This window comes from Mycoplasma mobile 163K (assembly GCF_000008365.1).
GTDB classification, from domain to species: Bacteria; Bacillota_I; Bacilli_A; order Mycoplasmatales; family Metamycoplasmataceae; genus Mycoplasma_J; species Mycoplasma_J mobile.
The window spans coordinates 350,930-372,043 of record NC_006908.1; the positions used below are offsets into that span (position 1 = coordinate 350,930).

General features: G+C 24.3%; 16 protein-coding genes. 3 read left to right on the top strand and 13 right to left on the bottom strand.

The window, feature by feature from the left end:
* Window positions 1–46: 46 nt before the first annotated feature.
* Together MMOB_RS01550 and MMOB_RS01555 are read left to right on the top strand one after the other, a co-directional pair.
* The gene (locus MMOB_RS01550) at window positions 47–1,621 is read left to right on the top strand and encodes a type I restriction-modification system subunit M (protein ID WP_011264806.1); all 1,575 of its coding nucleotides are present in this window, start codon (window positions 47–49) and stop codon (window positions 1,619–1,621) included.
* Complete coding sequence (locus MMOB_RS01555; RefSeq protein ID WP_011264807.1) at window positions 1,621–2,757, top strand: restriction endonuclease subunit S; 1,137 nt, start codon at window positions 1,621–1,623, stop codon at window positions 2,755–2,757. The genes MMOB_RS01550 and MMOB_RS01555 overlap by 1 nt, the downstream gene beginning before the upstream one ends.
* Window positions 2,758–2,767: 10 nt before the next feature.
* Here the strand turns inward: MMOB_RS01555 and MMOB_RS01560 are convergent, their stop codons facing one another.
* The gene (locus tag MMOB_RS01560) at window positions 2,768–3,568 is read right to left on the bottom strand and encodes a Nif3-like dinuclear metal center hexameric protein (RefSeq protein WP_011264808.1); all 801 of its coding nucleotides are present in this window, start codon (window positions 3,566–3,568) and stop codon (window positions 2,768–2,770) included.
* Window positions 3,569–3,576: 8 nt separating this feature from the next.
* Window positions 3,577–5,043 (bottom strand): RNA polymerase sigma factor, encoded by a 1,467-nt coding sequence (locus MMOB_RS01565; protein WP_011264809.1) that lies wholly within the window; start codon window positions 5,041–5,043, stop codon window positions 3,577–3,579.
* A 228-nt stretch (window positions 5,044–5,271) separates the two neighbouring features.
* On the opposite strand from MMOB_RS01565, the gene MMOB_RS01570 reads away from it, so the two are divergent.
* Complete coding sequence (locus MMOB_RS01570) at window positions 5,272–6,882, top strand: APC family permease (RefSeq protein ID WP_011264810.1); 1,611 nt, start codon at window positions 5,272–5,274, stop codon at window positions 6,880–6,882.
* Window positions 6,883–6,892: 10 nt separating this feature from the next.
* Here MMOB_RS01570 and dnaG read toward each other — a convergent pair whose 3' ends face one another.
* From dnaG to MMOB_RS01625, 11 genes are all read right to left on the bottom strand, one after another.
* Entirely contained in the window at window positions 6,893–8,737 is a 1,845-nt protein-coding gene (gene dnaG, locus MMOB_RS01575) for a DNA primase (RefSeq protein WP_011264811.1), read from the bottom strand.
* Window positions 8,727–10,103 carry a glycine--tRNA ligase gene (locus tag MMOB_RS01580; RefSeq protein ID WP_011264812.1) on the bottom strand — a complete coding sequence of 459 codons (1,377 nt, stop codon included), beginning with the start codon at window positions 10,101–10,103 and terminating at the stop codon, window positions 8,727–8,729. Before MMOB_RS01580 ends, dnaG begins: the two co-directional genes overlap by 11 nt.
* A 142-nt stretch (window positions 10,104–10,245) precedes the next feature.
* The gene (locus MMOB_RS03620; protein ID WP_011264813.1) at window positions 10,246–11,016 is read right to left on the bottom strand and encodes an MIP/aquaporin family protein; all 771 of its coding nucleotides are present in this window, start codon (window positions 11,014–11,016) and stop codon (window positions 10,246–10,248) included.
* Window positions 11,009–12,541 carry a glycerol kinase GlpK gene (glpK, locus tag MMOB_RS01590; protein ID WP_011264814.1) on the bottom strand — a complete coding sequence of 511 codons (1,533 nt, stop codon included), beginning with the start codon at window positions 12,539–12,541 and terminating at the stop codon, window positions 11,009–11,011. The genes MMOB_RS03620 and glpK overlap by 8 nt, the downstream gene beginning before the upstream one ends.
* Before the next feature lie 21 nt (window positions 12,542–12,562).
* Complete coding sequence (gene glpO, locus MMOB_RS01595; RefSeq protein ID WP_011264815.1) at window positions 12,563–13,714, bottom strand: type 2 glycerol-3-phosphate oxidase; 1,152 nt, start codon at window positions 13,712–13,714, stop codon at window positions 12,563–12,565.
* 171 nt (window positions 13,715–13,885) lie between these two features.
* On the bottom strand, window positions 13,886–15,304 hold the full coding sequence (locus MMOB_RS01600; protein WP_041363087.1) for an MSC_0618 family F1-like ATPase beta subunit: 1,419 nt from the start codon (window positions 15,302–15,304) through the stop codon (window positions 13,886–13,888).
* Window positions 15,300–16,850 (bottom strand): MSC_0619 family F1-like ATPase alpha subunit, encoded by a 1,551-nt coding sequence (locus MMOB_RS01605; protein WP_011264817.1) that lies wholly within the window; start codon window positions 16,848–16,850, stop codon window positions 15,300–15,302. Before MMOB_RS01605 ends, MMOB_RS01600 begins: the two co-directional genes overlap by 5 nt.
* A 1-nt stretch (window position 16,851) precedes the next feature.
* Window positions 16,852–19,221, bottom strand: a complete 2,370-nt coding sequence (locus MMOB_RS01610) for a hypothetical protein (protein WP_011264818.1) — start codon at window positions 19,219–19,221, stop codon at window positions 16,852–16,854.
* A complete protein-coding gene (locus MMOB_RS01615; protein WP_156768865.1) occupies window positions 19,211–19,711 on the bottom strand; it encodes a hypothetical protein in 501 nt (166 codons plus the stop codon). Before MMOB_RS01615 ends, MMOB_RS01610 begins: the two co-directional genes overlap by 11 nt.
* Window positions 19,712–19,718: 7 nt before the next feature.
* The gene (locus MMOB_RS01620) at window positions 19,719–20,579 is read right to left on the bottom strand and encodes an MSC_0622 family F1-like ATPase gamma subunit (protein ID WP_011264820.1); all 861 of its coding nucleotides are present in this window, start codon (window positions 20,577–20,579) and stop codon (window positions 19,719–19,721) included.
* Window positions 20,563–21,111, bottom strand: a complete 549-nt coding sequence (locus tag MMOB_RS01625; RefSeq protein ID WP_011264821.1) for an MSC_0623 family F1-like ATPase-associated protein — start codon at window positions 21,109–21,111, stop codon at window positions 20,563–20,565. The genes MMOB_RS01620 and MMOB_RS01625 overlap by 17 nt, the downstream gene beginning before the upstream one ends.
* Window positions 21,112–21,114: the final 3 nt, after the last annotated feature.

Below are 21,114 nucleotides of genomic sequence, written 5' to 3' on the forward strand. Positions count from 1 at the left end.
CAACAGAAACAATAGAAAAAAATATAAAAGAATTAAAGAGAAAAATATGAACAATAATAAAGAAATAGAAAGAAATGAATTACATAGAACGATTTGAAAAATTGCTAATGATTTAAGAGGAAGTGTTGATGGGTGAGATTTTAAACAATATGTTTTAGGAATGCTATTTTATCGCTATATTTCAGAGAATTTAGCTAATTATATTAATCAAGGTGAATGAAAAGCAACTAAAAAACAAGATTTTCGTTATGAAAATATTAGTGATGATAAAATATTGTCAAAAAAAGAAGAAATAAAAGAACTTGTTAAAGAAAAGGGTTTTTTTATTAGACCCAGTCATTTATTTGTAAATATTAGAAAAAATGCTTCTAAAAATAAAGATCTTAATGTTGCGCTTGATAAAGTATTTAAAGAAATTGAAGCATCAGCAAATGGTTCATCTAGTGAAAAAGACTTTAAAGGATTATTTGATGATATAAATCTTAATAGTTCTAAATTAGGCTCAACAGTAAATGAACGTAATGAAAAATTAACTAAATTAATTAATAATATTGGAGAAATGAAATTAGGCAATTTTAAAGATAATTCAATTGATGCATTTGGAGATGCATATGAATATCTTATGAGTATGTATGCTTCAAATGCTGGTAAAAGTGGAGGAGAATATTATACGCCACAAGAAGTCAGTGAATTATTAACAAAAATCACCCTTATAGGAAAAAATGAAATTAATAAAGTTTATGATCCAGCTTGTGGTTCAGGTTCTTTATTATTAAATTTTGCTAAAATTTTAGGAAAAGAAAAAGTAAGACAAGGTTTTTTTGGCCAAGAAATTAATCAAACAACTTATAATCTTTGTCGTATTAATATGTTTTTACATGATATTAATTACAATAAATTTAATATAAGTCAAGGAGATACTTTAACAAATCCACTTCATAATAAATTTGAGCCATTTGAAGCTATTGTTTCAAATCCGCCATATTCAATTAAATGAGCAGGTAAAAGTAATCCTTTACTAATAAATGATCCAAGATTTTCTCCGGCCGGAGTTTTAGCTCCTGAATCTAAAGCAGATTTAGCTTTTGTTATGCATTCTCTTTCATATTTAGCTTCAAATGGAACAGCTGCAATTGTAACTTTTCCAGGAGTTATGTATCGTAAAGGAGCAGAGGAAAAAATTAGAAAATATCTTATTGACAATAATTTTATTGATGCCATAATTCAATTGCCTGAAAACTTATTTTTTGGAACTAGTATTGCGACATGTGTTTTGGTTCTGAAAAAAAATAAAAAAGAAAATAGTACTCTTTTTATTGATGCTTCAAAAGAATTTCAAAAGGCTACTAATAGCAATAAATTGTTATCTGAAAATATTAGTAAAATTTTAAATACATATGAAAAAAGATTAGATCAAGAATATTTTTCAAAAAATGTTTCAAATAGTAAAATTTCTGAAGAAAGTTATAATTTATCAGTATCTACATATATTGAGCAAAAATTCGAAAAGGAAATAATTGATATTAACATTCTTAATAAAGAAATACAAAAAATTTCTAATAAGGGTAAATTTTTGAGAAAAGAAATTGAAAAAATTATTAAAGAAATTGAGCAAGAATAATGAATAGTTTATTAAATGATTTAACAAAATATATATATTCAGGTGATGTGAAAATTGTGGAAATAGGAAGTTTACTTAACTATGAACAACCTTCAAAATACATAGTAGAAAGCACAAATTATAATAAAGAAAATCAAATTCCTGTTTTAACAGCAGGAAAATCTTTTATATTAGGTTATACAAATGAAAAAAACAACATATATGGTGCGTCCAAAAACAATCCTATTATTATTTTTGATGATTTTACAGGCTCATTCAAATGAGTTGATTTTCCTTTTAAAATTAAATCATCAGCAATAAAATTATTAACAGTAAATTCAAATAATGCTTTATTACGCTATTTATATCATATTATGACTAGTATGAATTTTTTTTCCAAAGAACATAAAAGACTTTATATTAGTATTTATTCTAAAATTAAAATTCCATTACCATCAATAGAAATTCAAGAAAAAATTGTAAAATTTTTAGACACTTTCTCAGAACTTACAGCAGAACTTACAGCAGAACTTACAGCAGAACTTACAGCAAGAAAAAAACAATATGAATGTTATCGTGATAATTTACTTTCATTCAATGAAAGTACACCATATGTTTCAATAGGTGATGTTTTCGAAATAATAAATGGAAAAAGTATTTTAACAAAAGATTATATATCTAAAATTAGTGGTATTTACCCTGTATACTCATCCCAAACACTCAATAAAGGAATTATTGGATACATCAATAAATATGAGCACAATGAAGAATCAATATCTTGAACAAGAGACGGCTATGTAGCAGGCTCTGTTTCTTATCATTTTAATGAAAAATTTAACATATCAAATCGAGGACTTTTAAAAGCATTAAATAAAAATGAGGTAAATACAAAATTTGTTTTTTACCTTTTAGAAATAATAGCAAAAAAGCATGTTAATAAAAGAGAAACAATTCCTCATCTTACTAGTTCAAAAATGGCTAAAATCAAAGTTCCTCTACCTCCAATTGAAGTTCAAAATAAAATAGTTAATATTCTTGATCGTTTTGAAACTTTGATTAGTGATTTAACAATTGGATTACCTGCAGAAATTGAAGCAAGAAAAAAACAATATGAATATTATCGGGATAAATTATTAGATTTTAAAAAAGTAAATTAAACTTGAATTTCTAATAAGAAAAATTATCCACTTTTGAATAATAAGTAAAAATTTCTAATTTATTAGAAAATTTTTCTTTTAGTAAAGTTTCTATTTTAGCAATAAATACTTCTTCAATTTTATGTGGAACAATTAAATAATTAATCTCTTTTTGATTTGAAGCAAGCGAAATTAAAGTATTTCATTTTAAATCACTAGTTATTAATAAATCAAAATCATAATTATCTTTGAATTGATTAATTAAATTAATATCACCTGCACCTGCAAAAATGGCTATTTTTCATGTTTTTTTAGTTTTTACTATTTCATCTGTTTCTTTAAGATTAGAAATTACATAAGTAAAATTAAAAGAGCTTTTAATTTTATCAACAATATCTTTAAAGTTTTCATTTACTTTAGTAATTACAGCTTGATTATTATTTGTTTTTAAAAAATTAGTATAACCTAATTGTTCAGCAATTAAATAACTTGTTCCTTCAAAATGATTATCAAAATTAGTGTGTAAAGTATAAATGGATTTATTATTTAATTTTTTAAAAACAGATTCAATTTTAGATTTGTAAGGATTTTTTAAAAATTCTTCTTCAAGAGTATCTTCGAAATAAAAAGGATGATGAGTAATTATTAAATCAATATCATTTTTCATTACTTTTTCAAAAGCTTCAAAATCAAAATCTAGACAAATTAAGATTTTCTTAATTTGTTTTAAATTTTTACTCAAAAAACTAAAACCTACTTTATCTCAAAGTTCTGCTTTTTCAAAAGGATAAAATGATTCTAAATAATTAATTAAATCAACTTTTTTAATCATTAAAACTCTTAGACATTATTCTTATAAAATTCTTTTAATTTTTTGCGTTTTTGAGGGTGCTTCAATTTTCTTAAAATTTTTGATTCCAATGAACGCACTTTTTCTTTTGAAATTTGTAATTCAGCAGCAAGTTCTTCTAGAGAATGACTTGAGATTCGATTACCATCTTTATCAACGCCAATTCCAAATCTTTTTTTAATTAAATCACGTTCAGCTTCATCTAAATGTTTTTCTAAAATATCAGTTAAGATACCACTTAATTCATTTTGACTAGCAAATTCTAAAGGTGAAACAACACTTTCATCCTTAACAAAATCACTAAAAGATGAATCATCATCTTTACCAATAGATTTATCTAAAGAAATCGGATCGATATTAATTTTTCTTATGTATTGTACTTTTTCAGCTGTAAAATTGTTTCCATATTTTTCAGCAATTTGTTTATCAGTTGGAGGCACACCTAATTCTTGATGTAACTCTCTTTCAATTTTAATAATTTTATTAATTGTTTCGACCATATGAACAGGTACTCTAACAATTCTCGCTTGATCAGCAACAGCACGAGTAATAGCTTGTCTTACTCATCAAGTTGCATAAGTAGAAAATTTAAATCCTCTACGATAATCATATTTTGTTGCAGCTTTAATTAATCCAGCATTACCTTCAGAAATTAAATCGATAAAACTTAGCCCTCGATTTTTATATTTTTTAGCATTATTAATAACTAAACGCAAATTGTGATGGATTAAAGCATTAAAAGCTTTTTTTCCTTTTCTTCCATTGCGATCTTCTTCAATTTGTTTTGAGTATTTAATTTCTTCTTCTTTATCAAGAACTTTACCGTGTTTACCAACTCAACTCATGTATCATTTAACAATTTCACGAATAACAATTTCTCTATTACCACTTTTTTTAACTTTTGATTTAGCACCTTTTTTAGCATTTGCACTATATTCTAAATCGATAAATTCATCTAAATCATCTAAAACAATTTCATCATCACTGATCTCATCTAAAGAAAAGTTTTCATCATCACTACTTAATTCAGCAGAATCATAATCTTCAGTTTTATCTAAATCTTCATCTAATCAAGAATCATCGTCATTATCTTCTTCATCATCTTCATCTTGTTCTAATGAACTTAAATCAATATCATCATCATCAATTTCATCTAAATCTTTAACAATTTTTGCTTTTTTAGTTCCGTTAACTTCTCCTAAAAAATCATCCATATCAATTTCTTCTAAATCACCATCATCAGCAACATTAGAAAGAACTTTAGCTTCAATTAAAGCATTAAACAAATCATCTGTATCTGCTTCATCTACATCGATATTCTTACTAATTAAAAAATCAAAAACTTCTTGTTGAGACAAATTCTTTTTCTCAATTCCATTTTTTTTGTTTATTCTTTCTAAATCTTTTTTTAAAGCATTGATTATACTCTTAAAATCACTTGCATTTTTTTCACTCATTAAAATCACCACTTTCGCTAAAATTTACTTTCATTCACATTATAATTATTTATAATTTTACTCTAAAAAAAATTTAGTATAATTATTTTGTTTAGGAATAAATTTTTTTATACTTAATTTTTCTAATTTATCAATTCTTTTTAATGTATAAAGATAAAGAAATTACAACTTTTTTGAAGTCTTTAATGTATAATTAAAATAATATATTTTATATTGGAAAGGACAAAAATGTCACCAAAAACAAAACAAATAAGTTTCTTATCTGCTTTAGTTGTTGTTGTAGGAACAGTAATTGGAGCAGGAATTTTTTTCAAAAATAAATTTGTTATTTCGACAACAAGCACAGTAAATGCAGGAATTGCCCAAGCAAATATAGGTGCTGCAATTTCAGCATGAATTATTTCAGCAATTGGAATTATTGCTATTGCTGTTTGCTTAATTGAATTAGCAACTGCAACAAAAAATGATAAAGGAATATTAGCTTGAGTTAAAAACTTTACGAAAAAATGAATGTCAAGATTTGCAAGTTCATATATGTTAATTTTTTATTTACCTCTAACAACACTTGCTTTATCATTTTTCGTTGTTCAAGCAATTCAAGATGCCTCAGGAAATTCGTTTCAATTAGATGGATGAGTAGCTTCAGCAATTGCATTTGGACTTTTTGCATGAATTGCCTTAACAAGCTTTTTTAGTATAAAAGCAGCTGGAATTTTACAATGAATTTTTACAATTGGAGGAAATGCTTTACCACTTTTGATTATTCCGATCATTGCATTTTTTAACCCTGGAAATAGCGTTGATCCAAATTTTGTCGCTAATAGTAATTTAAATCAACCAACAGGATTAAGTCAATTGTTTGTTGGATTTGGAATTTTAGCAGCTATTCCTTCAATTATGTTCTCATTTGATGGATTTTATACAGCAACAGCTTTAAGATCGAAATTAAAAGATCCTAACAAATTACCTTCAATTATGATTGTTGGATTAATTATAGTTACTGTATTATATTTATTCTTAACAATTGGATTTGTAATTGGTTCAGCAGATGGAACAAGTAATGGAGTTTTTGGAACTAATATTATTCCAAGATGATTACAAATAATACTATCTTCATTTATTGCTTTAGCAGTTATGTCCACACTAAATGGATATGCTTTATCTTCAGCTCCTATTTTTAAGGCTACTGATGAAGAAAAAGAGTTACATTTTATAGGTTGATTTAAAAGAGTCTTTAAAATTAAAGATCAATTAACAGCAGCATTCTTAGTATTTTTTGCAATTGTTAGCATTTCTTATTTAATAATTATTCCAGTAGGTCTATATGCTTGACAAATTGGTGAAGTAAAAACTTACGGATCAGCTGGATTATTATATAATTTTGTTGATATTATTACAAACTTTGCTTCAATTATGGCTTATCTATTTATTGGAGTTTCTATTCATGGAGCTTTAATTAACAGAAAGAAAAACTTTGTAAAAGTTAAAAAATATAAATATTTTGTACCTGTTGCATGAATTGCTTTGATTTTTGTTTATATTTCTGTTGTCTTTTTCTTTATTGATTCAATCGTTTCTATTCCCTTATCAAATGTTCAAGTATTCAATGATCATGTTGGTATAATAGATCAAGTTGGCTCAAGAACTGCATCATTAAACAATATGGTTACAGCAATAGTTAGATTAGGATTTTTCATATTCTCTTTTGCGGTTTGTGTTGGAATAACACTTATTGAAAGTTGAATTGAAAAAAAATATTATAAAAATAAATCTAAACCAGTTATTGTTGATGAAGTTGAAGAATTAGAAAAAATTTCTAAAAAACTAATAAATAGTTAAATAAAAAAGCCTAATAGGCTTTTTTATTTTTTAAAAATTCTTTTTTCATAATTTCCAAAGTTGAATCGTCAATATTTTCATTGTTTTTCAATTTGATTCCTATTTCATTAATTAATAGCGAGCTTGATTCATAATTTTTCAAACTTTCTAGAAGAATTTCAAAATTTTTGCTTTCATTAAATTTTGGATAATTTATTAAATATTTTTGTTTTAATAAATTATCAATAAATTCTTTTTCTTTAGAATCAAATAATTCACTAGCTTTTATTACTTCTTTTTTATCTAAAGAAGTAACTAATTTTTCTGCAATTTCATTCAATGCTAAATTTTTCAAAACAAAATCATTTTTTTTAATTGAAAATAAAACAATCAATTCCTTTTTAGGATCTTTTCTATAAGAATCAAATAGAGATAAAATAACTTTTTCACTTTGATTTAATTGTCAAAATTTAAAATCATTTATGTTTCAAAAATTATTTTGATAATTAGCCTTATACTTATTTTCTTTTTGGTAAGTATTTTTGTAGTTTTGATCAAAATCTAAAACATTATAATCTTGATTTTCTAAATTATTTGTTTTAAAAGCAAAATATTTATCAATCAATTCTTGAGGAATTTTTTCAGTTTTTTTGATTTTATCTAAAATGATAATTTTTATATCTTGCTTTGCATGTTGCAAGTATTGAGAATAAATTTTGCAAAAATCAATTATTTTTTCAGAATTATTTAATGAATTTATTTCTAAGAAATAGTCTAGAAGAAACTCAAAAACATTTTTTCTTGATTTTACAATTTCTTCTAATCTAGATTGACCTAATCTGTTTAAAATTTCATCTGGGTCCATTTTCAAAGGATTGTTAATTATTTCGATTTCAAATTTATATTTAATAATTTTATTAATAGATTTAATTGTTGCATTTTTACCAGCTAAATCACCATCAAGAAAAAAGACAATCTTTATGTCTTTGATGTTATTAAATAGTTTTATATGATTGTTTGAAAAAGATGTCCCCATTAAAGCAGTAACATTTTTGATTCCGATTTTATATAAAGCAATTACATCCATGAACCCTTCACAAATAATTAATTCCTTTTTGTAAGTAATAAACTCTTTAGCTTTATTAAAATTATATAAAACATTACCTTTATTAAAAATTGCATTTTCTGATGTGTTTAAATATTTAACATTATTTGAATTTGGAACAATTTCTCTTCCACTAAAACCTACTAAAAAATCATTCTCATCTTTAATTGGAAAAATCATTCTATTTTCAAAAAAATTTCCATTTTTAGAATTTATCAATGAAGCAACGGATAAAATTGCTTCATTGATTGTAGAATCTTTTTTCATGATCTTTTCTTTTAAATTTTCATTAGAAGCAAAACCTAGTTCAAAAAAATCTATTAAATTTGCATCATTAATATTTCTTGAATTTAAAAAACTAACTAAACTTTTATTTTGCTTGTCAAAAATGTTGTATTTGTAAAAACTCAAAGCTAAATTATTAGCTTCAATAATTTGCTCTTGAGTTTTTGTTAAAATCACTCTTTGTTGTTTTTTTTCAGAAAATTCAAGATTAATTCCATTTTCTTGAGCAATCATTTTACTTGCTTCTAAAAAGCTTATTTTTAAAAATTTTTCAACAAAACTAATTGCATTTCCACCAACATTACATGCAAAACATTTAAAAACTTGTTTTTCTACAGAAACAGTTAATGAAGGTTTTGAGTCTTCGTGAAAAGGACAAATAGCTATATAATTTTTCCCTTTTTTAATTAAAGATAAATGATTGTTTATTACAGTTACAATGTCAACTTGAGAAAGCAATTCATCAAAAATATTTTTATATTCCATTCAATTCCTTTGTTAAATATGAAATTAAATCAATTTTATTAATTCTAATTTGTTCCATTGTGTCTCTATTTCTAATAGTAAAACTTTGATTTTCAGCACTTTGATAATCATAAGTAAGAGCGAAAAATGTTCCAATTGCATCTTGTCTTCTGTATCTTTTTCCAATTGAAGCAGATTCATCATAAGTAGTTCTGAAATTATGTTGTTTTAATCATTTGACTAATTCTTTGGATTCTTCACTGAATTTTTTTACTAAAGGCAAAACAGCAATTTGATAAGGTACTAAAAACTTATTTAATTTTAAAACCACTCTAGAATCTACTTCTAAAGTTTCTTCTTCATATGAAGAAGTCAAAATAGCAAGAGCTAAACGATCTAATCCCATAGAAGGTTCAATTACATGAGGAATATAAGTTATATTTTCAATTGAATCAAAATAAGATAATTCTTCATTTGTTGCTTTAGAGTGTGAAGACAAATCAAAATCTCCACGATTTGCCACTCCCAAAAGTTCTCCTCAACCAAAATCAAATTTAAATTCAATATCACTTGTAGCACTAGAATAATGAGATAATTCTTCCTTAGCATGTTTTCTAATTTTCAATAAATCTTTTTTAATTCCTAAAAATATCAAAAATTCATAACATTTTTTTAAATAATATTCAAAAGCTTTGTCAGAATCATTAGGATGAACAAAATATTCTAATTCCATTTGTTCAAATTCTCTTGTTCTAAAAATAAAATTACCTGGAGTTACTTCATTTCTAAAACTTTTTCCAATTTGACCAACTCCAAAAGGAATTTTAGTTCTTGTAGTTCTTAAAATATTTTTAAAATTAACAAAAATAGCTTGTGCAGTTTCAGGTCTTAAATAAATTTTATTTTTTGAATCTTCTAAAATTCCTTGATAAGTTTCAAACATTAAATTAAATTTTCTAATACTTGTTCAATCAGTTGCAACTCCTTCGTATTTAGTAATATTTCTTTTAATAAAATTTTCCATTTCGATTTCACTTAAAGTTTCGATTTTCATCAAAGGATCAAATTCTTCAATTAAATGATCAGCACGATATCTTTTGTTATTGATTTTATTTTCAATTAAAGGATCGCTAAAATTTCCAACATGTCCACTAGTTTTCCAAACTTCTGGATTCATTAAAATTTTTGCATCAATTAAGAAGTTGTTTTCTTCATTATGAATAAAATATTTAATTCATTCATTTTTAATATTGTTTAACAAAAGTGAACCTAAAGGTCCATAATCTCATGTATTTGCTAAACCTCCATAGATTTCGCTACCTTGATAGACAAAACCTTGTGTTTTTAAATGATTAATTAAATTCACTAATTTATTATTCTTACTCATGCTATTCACTTTTATATAACCTTTATTATTAATTTTTAAAAGAAACTTCTTTTAGTTTTAATTATATTATATTTTACTCATTTTGTATTATAAGAAAAACACAAATCACATTGGATTTGTGTTTAATTAAACAATATAAATTTTAATAAAATAATCCTGGAGTTACTAGCATTCCAACTAAACCACCTACAATAGGCCCAACTGAAGGAATTCAAGAATATGATCAATTTGAAGAACCTTTATTTGGAATTGGTAAAATAGAATGCAAAATTCTTGGTATTAAATCTCTTGCTGGATTTAATGAATATCCTGTTGTTGAACCTAAAGATACAGCAATACCAAAAATTATTCATCCAACATTAAATGCTCCTGGTAATGCTCCTGTTATTATTCCTATTGTTGTTGTTGGAGAAGTTACTGAAGAAGTAAAACTTAAAATTAAAACTAAGATAAATGTTGCAATTATTTCAACATAAAAATTATTTCATTTACTTTTAATTGCAGGACTTGTAAAAAAAGTGGCTCCAACTGCATCAGCATCTTCAGTTGCCTTATAATGATTTCAATATAGGGAAATAACAATTAATTGTGCAGCTCCTGCTCCAAGAAATTCAGCTAGAATTGCTATAAAACCAAATTCTATAGGTAAATTTTTGTTAATCATATTTATAATTACAAAAACAGGATTAATCATTCCATTAGGTACATTTATATTTCCTAAAGAAGCAACAGAAGTAGAAACCATAACCCCTAAAAATACTGCTGTCATTCAACCAAAAGAAGCATATAAAAATCCTTGACCTGTTGCTTTAGTTTTTTTAAGAGCAATAGAAGCAACAACACCATTACCAATTAAAATTAAAATTAGAGTTCCAATAAATTCAGCACCAAAAAAGATTCCTAAATTATTCATTTTTCACTTCTTCTATATCTTTAGATCAATTTAAAGTTCTTTTAACAGCCTCATTTCATCCTTTTAATAAAAATTTTCTTTTATCTTCAGTAATTTTTGATTTTGAATTAGTATCGATTTTTGAAATTTTTTCAATTTCAGCTAAATTAGTTCAAAATTTGACCGCTAAACCCGCTAAATATGCTGCACCCATTGCTGTTGTTTCAATATTTTTAGGTTTTATGACTTCTAAATTGCTAATATCTGCTTGAAATTGTAATAAAAACTTACTATTTGAAACTCCACCATCAACTTTCATAACTTTAATTTTTTCTTTCAAATCACTTTCCATAGCCTTTAATAAATCATTTGATTGATAAGCAATTGATTCAAGTGTAGCTTTAACTAAATGTTCACGATTAGTAGATCTTTCTAGACCAAAAATTGCACCTTTTGCACTTGAATCTCAATATGGGGCACCTAAACCTGTAAAAGCAGGCACAACATATACTCTTTGCCCATCATCTTGAACTCTATTTGCATAATAATCACTTTCATCCGAAGCATAAATCAATCTTAAAGAGTCTCTTAATCATTTTAAACTAGCTCCTGCTACAAAAACTGAACCTTCTAAAGCATAAATAGCTTTTTCTTTTTCTAATTGTCATGCAACAGTTGTTAGTAATCTATTTTTAGAATTGATTGCTTTTTCACCAGTATTTAATAGCATAAATGCTCCTGTACCGTAAGTGTTTTTAACATCTCCTTTATTAAAAGATAATTGTCCAAATAAAGCTGATTGTTGGTCTCCAATTGCTGATCTAATTGGTACTTTTCCATGTGCATTATTTGATCAATGTAGTGGATCAACAATTCCAAAATCACCATTTGAAGCTTTAACTTCAGGAAGTATTTCTTTAGGAATGTTTAATAATTCAAGAATTTCATCATCTCATTTCATTGTGTGAATATTAAATAATAAAGTTCTTGAAGCATTAGAAACATCTGTTGCATGAACTTTTCCATTTGTCAATTTTCAAATTAATCATGTGTCGATTGTTCCTGCTAATAATTCTTTTTTTGCTAATTTTTTACCCACACCTTCAACATTTTCTAGAATTCATTTTAGTTTAGTTCCACTAAAATATGGATTAATTAAAAGTCCTGTTTTTTCTTGAATCATTTTTTGATGACCTTTTTTAATCAATGCTTCACAAAAATCATGTGTTCTTGTATCTTGTCAAACTAAAGCATTATAAACAGGCAATCCTGTTAATTTATCTCAAATAAGAATTGTTTCACGTTGATTAGTAATTCCAACTGCAGCAACATCAACACTTTTAATTTTAGCTTTATGTTTTGCTGATTGCATTGTTTGTCTTTGACTATTTCAAATTTCTAATGGATCATGTTCTACTCAACCACTTCTTGGATAAATTTGAGAAATTTCTTGTTGAGCAACACTTACAACATCACCATGTTTATTTATAATTAAAGTTCTTACACTTGTAGTTCCACTATCTAAAGTTACTATATATTTTTCCATATTTTTTTCCTTTGATTTAAATTAAAAAATTACTTCATAATTAGGATTAAAATCTTTTTTATGTTCTAATTTTAATTTTGTTTTTTTAACAAGCTTTTCAATTTCTAATGCAATTGCAGGTGCTGCTGCAATTGCTGGAGATTGCATTCCAGCTGCATTAATAAAATTAATATTTTCTTTTGCACTATTAATAATAAAATCATTAGTTGCAATATCAATAGCTCTAGAACCTGAAAAAGTTAGTTCAGTTCTTTCAAAATCCAAACTTGGAATTAGTTTCTTACCAATTCGCTCAATAAATTCAAATTTTTCTCTTGTAATTAATCTTGTATCATTTTTTTCAACACCATCTTCAGCTGAAGGTCCAGTCATAACTCTTCCATCTAACATAGGAGCTACAACAACACCTTTTCCATGAATTGTTGGAACCATAAATAATATTGAATTAACTTTTGACAACTCTGAATTAGATAAAATCCGATATTCTCCTCTTCTTGTTGTTAGCTTGAAATCTGGATATCCTGCAATTTTTGCAATTTCATCTGAATAATGCCCAGCAGCATTAATAACAACTTTAGCTTGGAGAAAATCCTTATCATTAATTTGAATTGAAAATAAATCATTTTCATATTTAATTTTAGTAACTTTACTATTTTTATGAATTTCAACACCATTTTGTTTTGCAACTCCAAAAAATGCTTTTGTTGCTCCGATTGGATCAATTGCTCAACTATCATTATAAACAAGTCCGCTTTTAACTTCTTTGTTTACATGTGGTTCTCTACTAATAATTTCATTCATTGAAATTATTTTCATAAATTCTTTGGGCACATTATTTTCAAGTCCTCTATCATACAATTTTTTCAATTCTTTTAATTCTTCATCATTAAAAGCTAAAACTAAAGTATCAAGTTTTGCTCGATTAAAAATCAAATGCTTAAAAATTTGTTCTTTTCAAATTTTTACGCCTTCAACATTTAACCTGGCCTCAATTTTATGAGGTTCAGGATCAAAACCTCCATGTAAAACTCCACTATTAGCAGCTGAAGTTTCTCCTGCTAAAATAGGATTTTTTTCTAAAACAGCAATTTTCAAATTGTATTTTGATAACTGATAAGTTATAGCACCTCCAATTATTCCACCACCTATAACAATAACATCATATTTTTTCATGAATCTCCTTTATTACTCTTTTATTATACAATTTTTATTCAAAAACAATATGTTTATTATTCAAAATGAATAATAAACATATTGAGTAAATAAAAAAGTGAATAAAAATTCACTTTTTACAAAACAAAACTTTTAAATTTGAATTTTTCTTTTATTTAATTTCAGATTATTTTAAAGATTTTTTTTCAGCTCTTCTAATTTTAAACGTTCTTCAATTTCTTGATCAGTTTCTAAATCAAAAGTTGTTGAAATATATAGAAAATCATCTGGATGTCTTGTTAAAAAATCACCATTAATAATTTCTATAATTGAATCTATTGTGTCTTCTTTTTTAACAAAAGTTCCTTCATCTTTAGTAAAACTCGAAGCTGTGAAAAAATTTTGTGAAAAAAAACTTTTTAATTGTAAGGCTTTTTTAACAATAATTTTATTTTCTTCTTCTAAATCATCTAGACCTAAAATTAAAACAAGATCTTCTAATTCTTTATATTTTTGTAAAATAGATTTTACTTTGATAAAAGCTTCATAATGTTTTTTACCAATTAATTCAGGTTTAATGTTATTTGAAGAAGAAGCTAATGGATCAAAAGCCGGATAAATTCCACTAGCAGCTATTTCTCGATTTAAAACTAAAGAACTATCTAAATGTGAAAAAATAGCTACAGCTGCTGGATCTGTAATATCATCTGAAGGTAAAAAAACTGTTTGAAACGAAGTTATTGCTCCATTTTGAGTACGATTTAATCTTTCTTGAATTTTACTTACTTCAGAAATTAAAGTTGGTTGATAACCTGCACTTGAAGGTTTTTTCCCTAGAGAAGCACTTAATTCATTTCCTGCTTGAATATAACGAAAAATATTATCGATAAAAACTAAAACATTTCTTTTTTCAAAATCTCGCATATATTCAGCAGCAGTAATTCCAACAGGTAAAATATTCATTCTAGCACCTGCTTCTTCGTTCATTTGTGAAATGAACATTGTAGAATTTTTTAATAAATCAGCTTCTTTAAGTTCAGAGTATAATTCTTCTCCTTCTCTACTTCTTTCTCCTGTACCAATAAAAATTGAAAAAGTCGAATCATCTACTTTTAGTGAATTAAAAATTAATTCTTTCATTAAAACAGTTTTCCCTACTCCAGCTCCTCCAAAAATTCCTAATTTATTTCCTTTAATTAAAGGCAAGAAGAAATCAATAACTTTAATTCCTGTTTCTATTAATATAGGATTTTGGTTGAATTCAATTTCTCTTTGGATGATTGAATTTATAGGAATTGTATTTGGTTCATCTTCAAATTCCTTAGCATTTAAAGTTTCTCCTAAAATATTAAAAACTTTTCCTGCGATTTTTGAACCTACTGGAACTTTTAAAACTTCCATTTTATTTGTAACAATATCATTAATTTTAATGGGTCTATTTTGAGTCAAAATAATACATGTTGCAATTTTGGAATTTGAAATGCTTTCAATTAATAAAACAGTATTATCTTCATGTAAAAAAACAGTTTGATTTATTTTGACATTGTCATCTTGTTTTTCAAAATCAACTTCAATAATATCAGAAGTGATTTTTATTACTTTTCCCTTAATCATTTTTTACCTCTTTTATTTTTGAATTACCATCAAAATACACTTTGATAAAGTTTTTGTTAATTTTTAAAACAGAATCGGAATTTTCAAAATAATATTGATTACTTGAATAAAAAAGAAATTCATTAATTAAATTAATGATAAAATTTTTAAATAATTCATTATCTATTTCAATTTCATTTTCAATTTTTTCCTTAATTTTTTTAGCTGTTAAATCAAAATCAAAAAAATAATTAATAAAATCAAGAACACTTGAAACATCTTTTATATTTTCTAAAATTCTTCATTCGACTAAATTTGAAATAATAATTAAAGTTGTTAAAGTATAGTTACTAAAACCTTTTTGAATAAAAAGATTTTCTAAAACTTCTCCTTTAGATAAAATATCAAAAATTTCAGATGAAAAATTATATTTAATTTCACTATATTTTAAATTTCTTTTATAAAGAGAAAATGTTTTAGAAATTTTTTTACTATATTTTGAAAGAACTTTATTTTGAACTTTAGATCCAGTCCTACTTACACTAAGCTCAATATCAATTGCAGGAAATTTTCCTGAAGCAGCTAATTCTGAAGACATGATAATTTGTCCGTCTGTAATTGAAATGATATTACTACTAATTAAACTTGTGATATCTCCTTCAATTGTTTCAACAATTGGTAAAGCAGTTATTGTTCCTCAATTTTCATTTTTGAATTTACCAGCTCTTTCAAGAACTTTGGAATGTGTAAAAAAAATATCTCCTGGAAAAGCTTCTCTTCCAGCTGGTTTATTAATTAAAAGAGCCATTTCACGATAAATATTTGCATGTTTAGATAAATCATCAATAACAATAATGACATCATCCCCATTTTTTGCAATATTTTCTGCATGAGTCATACCAACATATAAAGCAAAAAATTGATGATATAAATTTTCACTACTTGCTTCTAAAATAATTGTATTTTTTAAAACATCAAATTCTTCAAGTGTATTATAGATAAAATTTATATTAGTTTTTCTTTGTCCGATTGCAACATAAACAGCTTTAGTATTTGTATTTTTTTGACTAATAATTGTATTTAAGGCAACAGAAGTTTTACCTGTTCTTCTATCTCCAATAATTAATTCTCTTTGCCCTTTTCCTAAAGGGATTAACATATCAATTGAAGCAATCCCTGTTTGCACAGGCTCATTTAAACTTTTACGAAACATCATCCCTAAAGCTTTATTAAAAATTTTTCCAGTTCCTATTTTTTCTTCATTTTCATCAATTATGTCATTTGCTTCGATTGGATATTTTATATGCCCAAAAATATCTATTATTTTTCCATAAAACTTTTGATATGTACTTATTTTTCCAGAATTTTCAACTAAATCTAATTCATCATTAATTTTCAATGATTCAATTTCTGATTCAACAAGTAAATTTGCACTATTTACTGAAGCACTTAATAAATAAGCATGAATTTTATTATTGATAAGAAAAACTTGTGATTGACTATAGTTAAATTCACCTTCTACATAAATAATGTTGTCTTGTATTGATTTGATAATTGGTTTCATATTAAATAAGTCCTGTAAGTTGTAAAATAAGAGAAATTAAAATTGCACTTGATATAGTCATTATTGATAAAGAAGTAATAGTTATACCTTTTACAGATTTTAGTTTTATTCCTTTTTTTCTATTTACTTGATAGACAATCCCTCCTAATAAAATGATGCTAGCTCCAGTCGCTGCTGAAATTCCATATAAAATGTTTTTTTGTGTTTCTGTTATGATTCTTAAAATATCTGGAGTTGCACTAATTAGTTCATTTAATTTTTGATCACTTAAATTTTCAAAATTTTCAAATTGTTTAACTAAATTAATTAATTCTTTAGAATTTAAAATTGTTTCTAAAGAAATTCCTTCTGAAATTAAATCATTTAATTTTTTTACTGTTTCATTGATATTTTTTTCAAATATTGTAGAATCAAGTCCTTTTTCATTTAATCTATTTTTTAATTCATTTATCAAATCATTTGTTTTAGAATTGATTGCATTTTCAATTTGTAAAACATCTTCTTTAGTCAAAGTTGAAAAGCTTGGATTACTGAATAATTCACTCATTTTATCTAAAACTATATTGTAAATATTGTCAAATTGATTTCGAATCGAATTTTTTTTGAATTCTGAAAGACTTGCTTGAAAATTTGAATTTATTCTAAGTTCATTTCTTGTTTGAAATACTAATTTAGAAAGATGATTTTGATTAAAAAAGGAATTGGAAATTTCTTTTAAAGAACTTGATGTATTTAATGAATTTCCATTCAATTTGCTATTTATAGATTTTGTAAAATCTTTAATTGCATTTGTTATTGGCATTAATCCTTTAAAACCTGTCAAAGTCCTAGAAAAAGATTTAAAAATATTTGGCTCTTTTTTATTAAAAATTGTGTAATCAATCAAAATTGAACCATAATCATTATCTATTTCGGAAATCCTATTAACTTTTAAAGAATAATTAGGATTTAAAAATTGATCAGGCCCAAAAACTAAATTTAAATTAGAAATTTGTTGAAGAGAACTTAAGGGTGTTGTTTCTTGATTCGAACCTTTGTAAAGTATATTTACCAATGAATTAACTAAATTTAATTCATTTTCGTTATCATTATTCAAATCTATTTTTCTATTTAAGATAATTTTAATTTCTTCTGGGGATGATTGAAATCTAATTGAATTTGGAAAAGTGATTTCTCTATTGTTTAAATTAAATTTATTTTTTAGTGTACTATTCTTAAAAAATAGATTGAAAGTTAAAATAAATTTTTCAGAATTTTCTGGACTAATTTCTATTTTTGCTAATCTATAATCAACATATTCATTTTCTTTCAAAATTTCAAAATCACTTATTCTGTAATCATCTAAATTCTGTTTAACATTTTTTTGATTAATATTTTCAGATTTAAGATTTTCAATAGCACTTCTAAATTGAATGTTCGCAAATTCTTCAATGCTTCTAAAAATATCTCTCTTTTCAAAATCAATTACTAGAGATTTTTCTTCAATAGCATTATTTAATTTAAATTTTAAATTTAGTCTTATCGAAGATCCTATTTTGTCTTTATTTGAATTACCGATTTCTATATCTCTTGTATTGATTATTACATCAATAATTTCAATTGTTATATTTTTATTTGTTAAATTAAAAATTATATTAGAGTTATTTAAAAATAAACCATTTATATTTTCAGGGAAAGTTATTTTAGAATCTAAATTAGACTCAATTTCTTTTTTTACTTCTAACATATCTAAATTTTTATGCTGAAGAATTTTTGAATTTATTGAAATTTTTAATTGTTCAAAAGCCACATTAAATTTTTCTCTAAAAAAAGTTTTTAGAGAATTTTCAATTTTAGAAACTTCTGATTCAAGAATTGTATTTGATCCAGCAATTTCAGATCCATTTACAGGATAATTGTGTTCATTATTTAAATAAATTTTTAATTGATTTGATAAATCACTTTTTAAAGTTTCAATTAAAAGTTTTTTTTCTTCATCTGTTAAAGTATTTAAATGTTCTTCATTATTTATATTTAAAACTTTACTAAATAATTCCATTGAAACTAGCTGCTCCATTTCATTAAAAGAAGTCGAAAATCTTGAATAATTCTCTTCTTTAAATTTATCAATTATTCTTCTAAAGGCAATCATATTCAATTGATTAGAATTTAAACTGGAATTCAAAAATTCTTGAAATGTATTTGTTATAGAACTATAAATTTCATTTTCTAGAGATGTTGATAAAGGAGTTAAATTATTTGATTTTAGACTTTGTATTGAATTATTTTTTGAAGTAGAATTTTGATTGTAAATATTAGAAGAAACAAAAGCTAAAGGTACAAAACTTGCTATTCCTAAACTTAAAATAATTTTTAATTTTTTATTTTTCATAATTTTCCTTTTTATTTATAATTCATCCATTTTTGTACAAAAGAAAATTCATTTCATATTCTCTTTTAGAATTACTTAGCAAAATAATTTCTTCACCAGTAAGTCCTAAACTGATTTTATTATTTAATTTTTCAAGTAATTTTTTTGATTTTTTAAGCTTATTTTTGAGAAATTCATTTTTACCTTTTTTTAACAAAAAAATCTTATCATTTCCTTTGACTTCTATTTTATCATTTTTGACAATTATTAAGTTGTTTGAAAAGAAAAATGCATTCATAATTCTATTTTCATTATCAATAATATAAACAATTGCTGCATTTAAAGAAAAAACTGAATTTTTCATAATATAAAACATTGGTTTTTTAAATTCTTTAATGCTAACTATAACATTTTGAAATTCAAATTTTTCACCTGTTTCTAAATCGATTTTTAGATTAAATAAGGTTTTATTCTTATGAATTCTATTTTTTAAAAATTCTATTAGTTTCATTTTTTCCTTATTTGTTATTTTGACTTGCCAAAATAATTTCATCTGTTAATTGTTTTCTTTTATTGCTTATTTCTACAAATTTTAATTCATCAATTTTTTCTTCAATATTTTTCAATAAATCATTTTGTTTTGCATATTTTTGTTTAACTGTATAAAAACGAGACTCTGAAATTAAAGCTGATAGTATATTTGTTAAATAGCTATATACAATGTTTTTGTTCACTTCTAAAATCGAAGGGTAAAATTTATAATTGGAAATATCTTCATCTTTTTCATGTTCATAATTACTTACTTCTAATTCTAATTCTTTAATTGGTAAGACAGTAACTATTTTGTCTTTTGTTTTATTTGTGTTCAAAACAAATTTAATAGCTTTAGCATTTCCATTAACATAAATAGAATATAAAATGGTATTTAAATTTTCTACAAGATTTTCAGATTTATTATCTTTAAATTCGATAAGAGAATTTATTTGATTTTCCTTAGCAAATTTTATTGCATCTTCACCAATTGGGATAAAAATATCATTTTTCTTATCAAATTTTGCAAGTAATTCTTTGTTCAAACTTTCATATGAAAAAGAATTGATTTCATACTCTTCCGTCAAATAAAATCACAACACTGTTTCCTTAGCAATTTTTCTTTTTGAATTCTTTTCCTTGTTTTTATTAAAAAATACATTTTCAAAATTATATTTTTTTTCAAAATATTCCATCAAGTCTCTATAAAATAAAGCATTTTCAAATCTGTTCAAAAAATTCTTATTAAATTTTGCAATTTCAGCAAGAGATTTTAATTTGCTTACTTTAATTAAAGAGTGAATTTTTTTCAAAGTTAAAATTTTTTTTGAATTACTTCCTATTTTCATTTTTTAATAGCACCTTTTCAGAAAAAAGAATTTTATAACTTTCGTTTTCACTTTTTGTAATAATAAATTTATCAAAAAAATTTATTCCAAATCCATTTGAAATTTCAACTTTTACTAATTTTTGAAAATTAGTAAATAAATTATTTTCATTTTTCAAATCAAGACTTATTAAAGAAGATTCATTTGAAGTTTTATTTTCTAAAACAGGAAAAGCTATTAAATCATTTTTTGCAGATTGTCAAGTAATTATGAAATCTAATTTATCAAAAATTAAAACTTTTCTCGAGTTAATTCCATTTTCTAATTTTTCTAAAAATAATTCATATAAATTAGACTCATTTTTCTCATTTGCAATGATAAGCAGGTTTGTCTTAAAATTTTCAACATTTTGAACAGGGGATTTTTCTTTATATTCATTAAAATGACTTATAGAAATCGAAACCAATTCATTATGTTTAACAAATTTATTTACTTTTTTCCCCTTTATAAATTCTAAAATTTTCTTTATTATGTTATTTTTATTTGAGTTCATTTT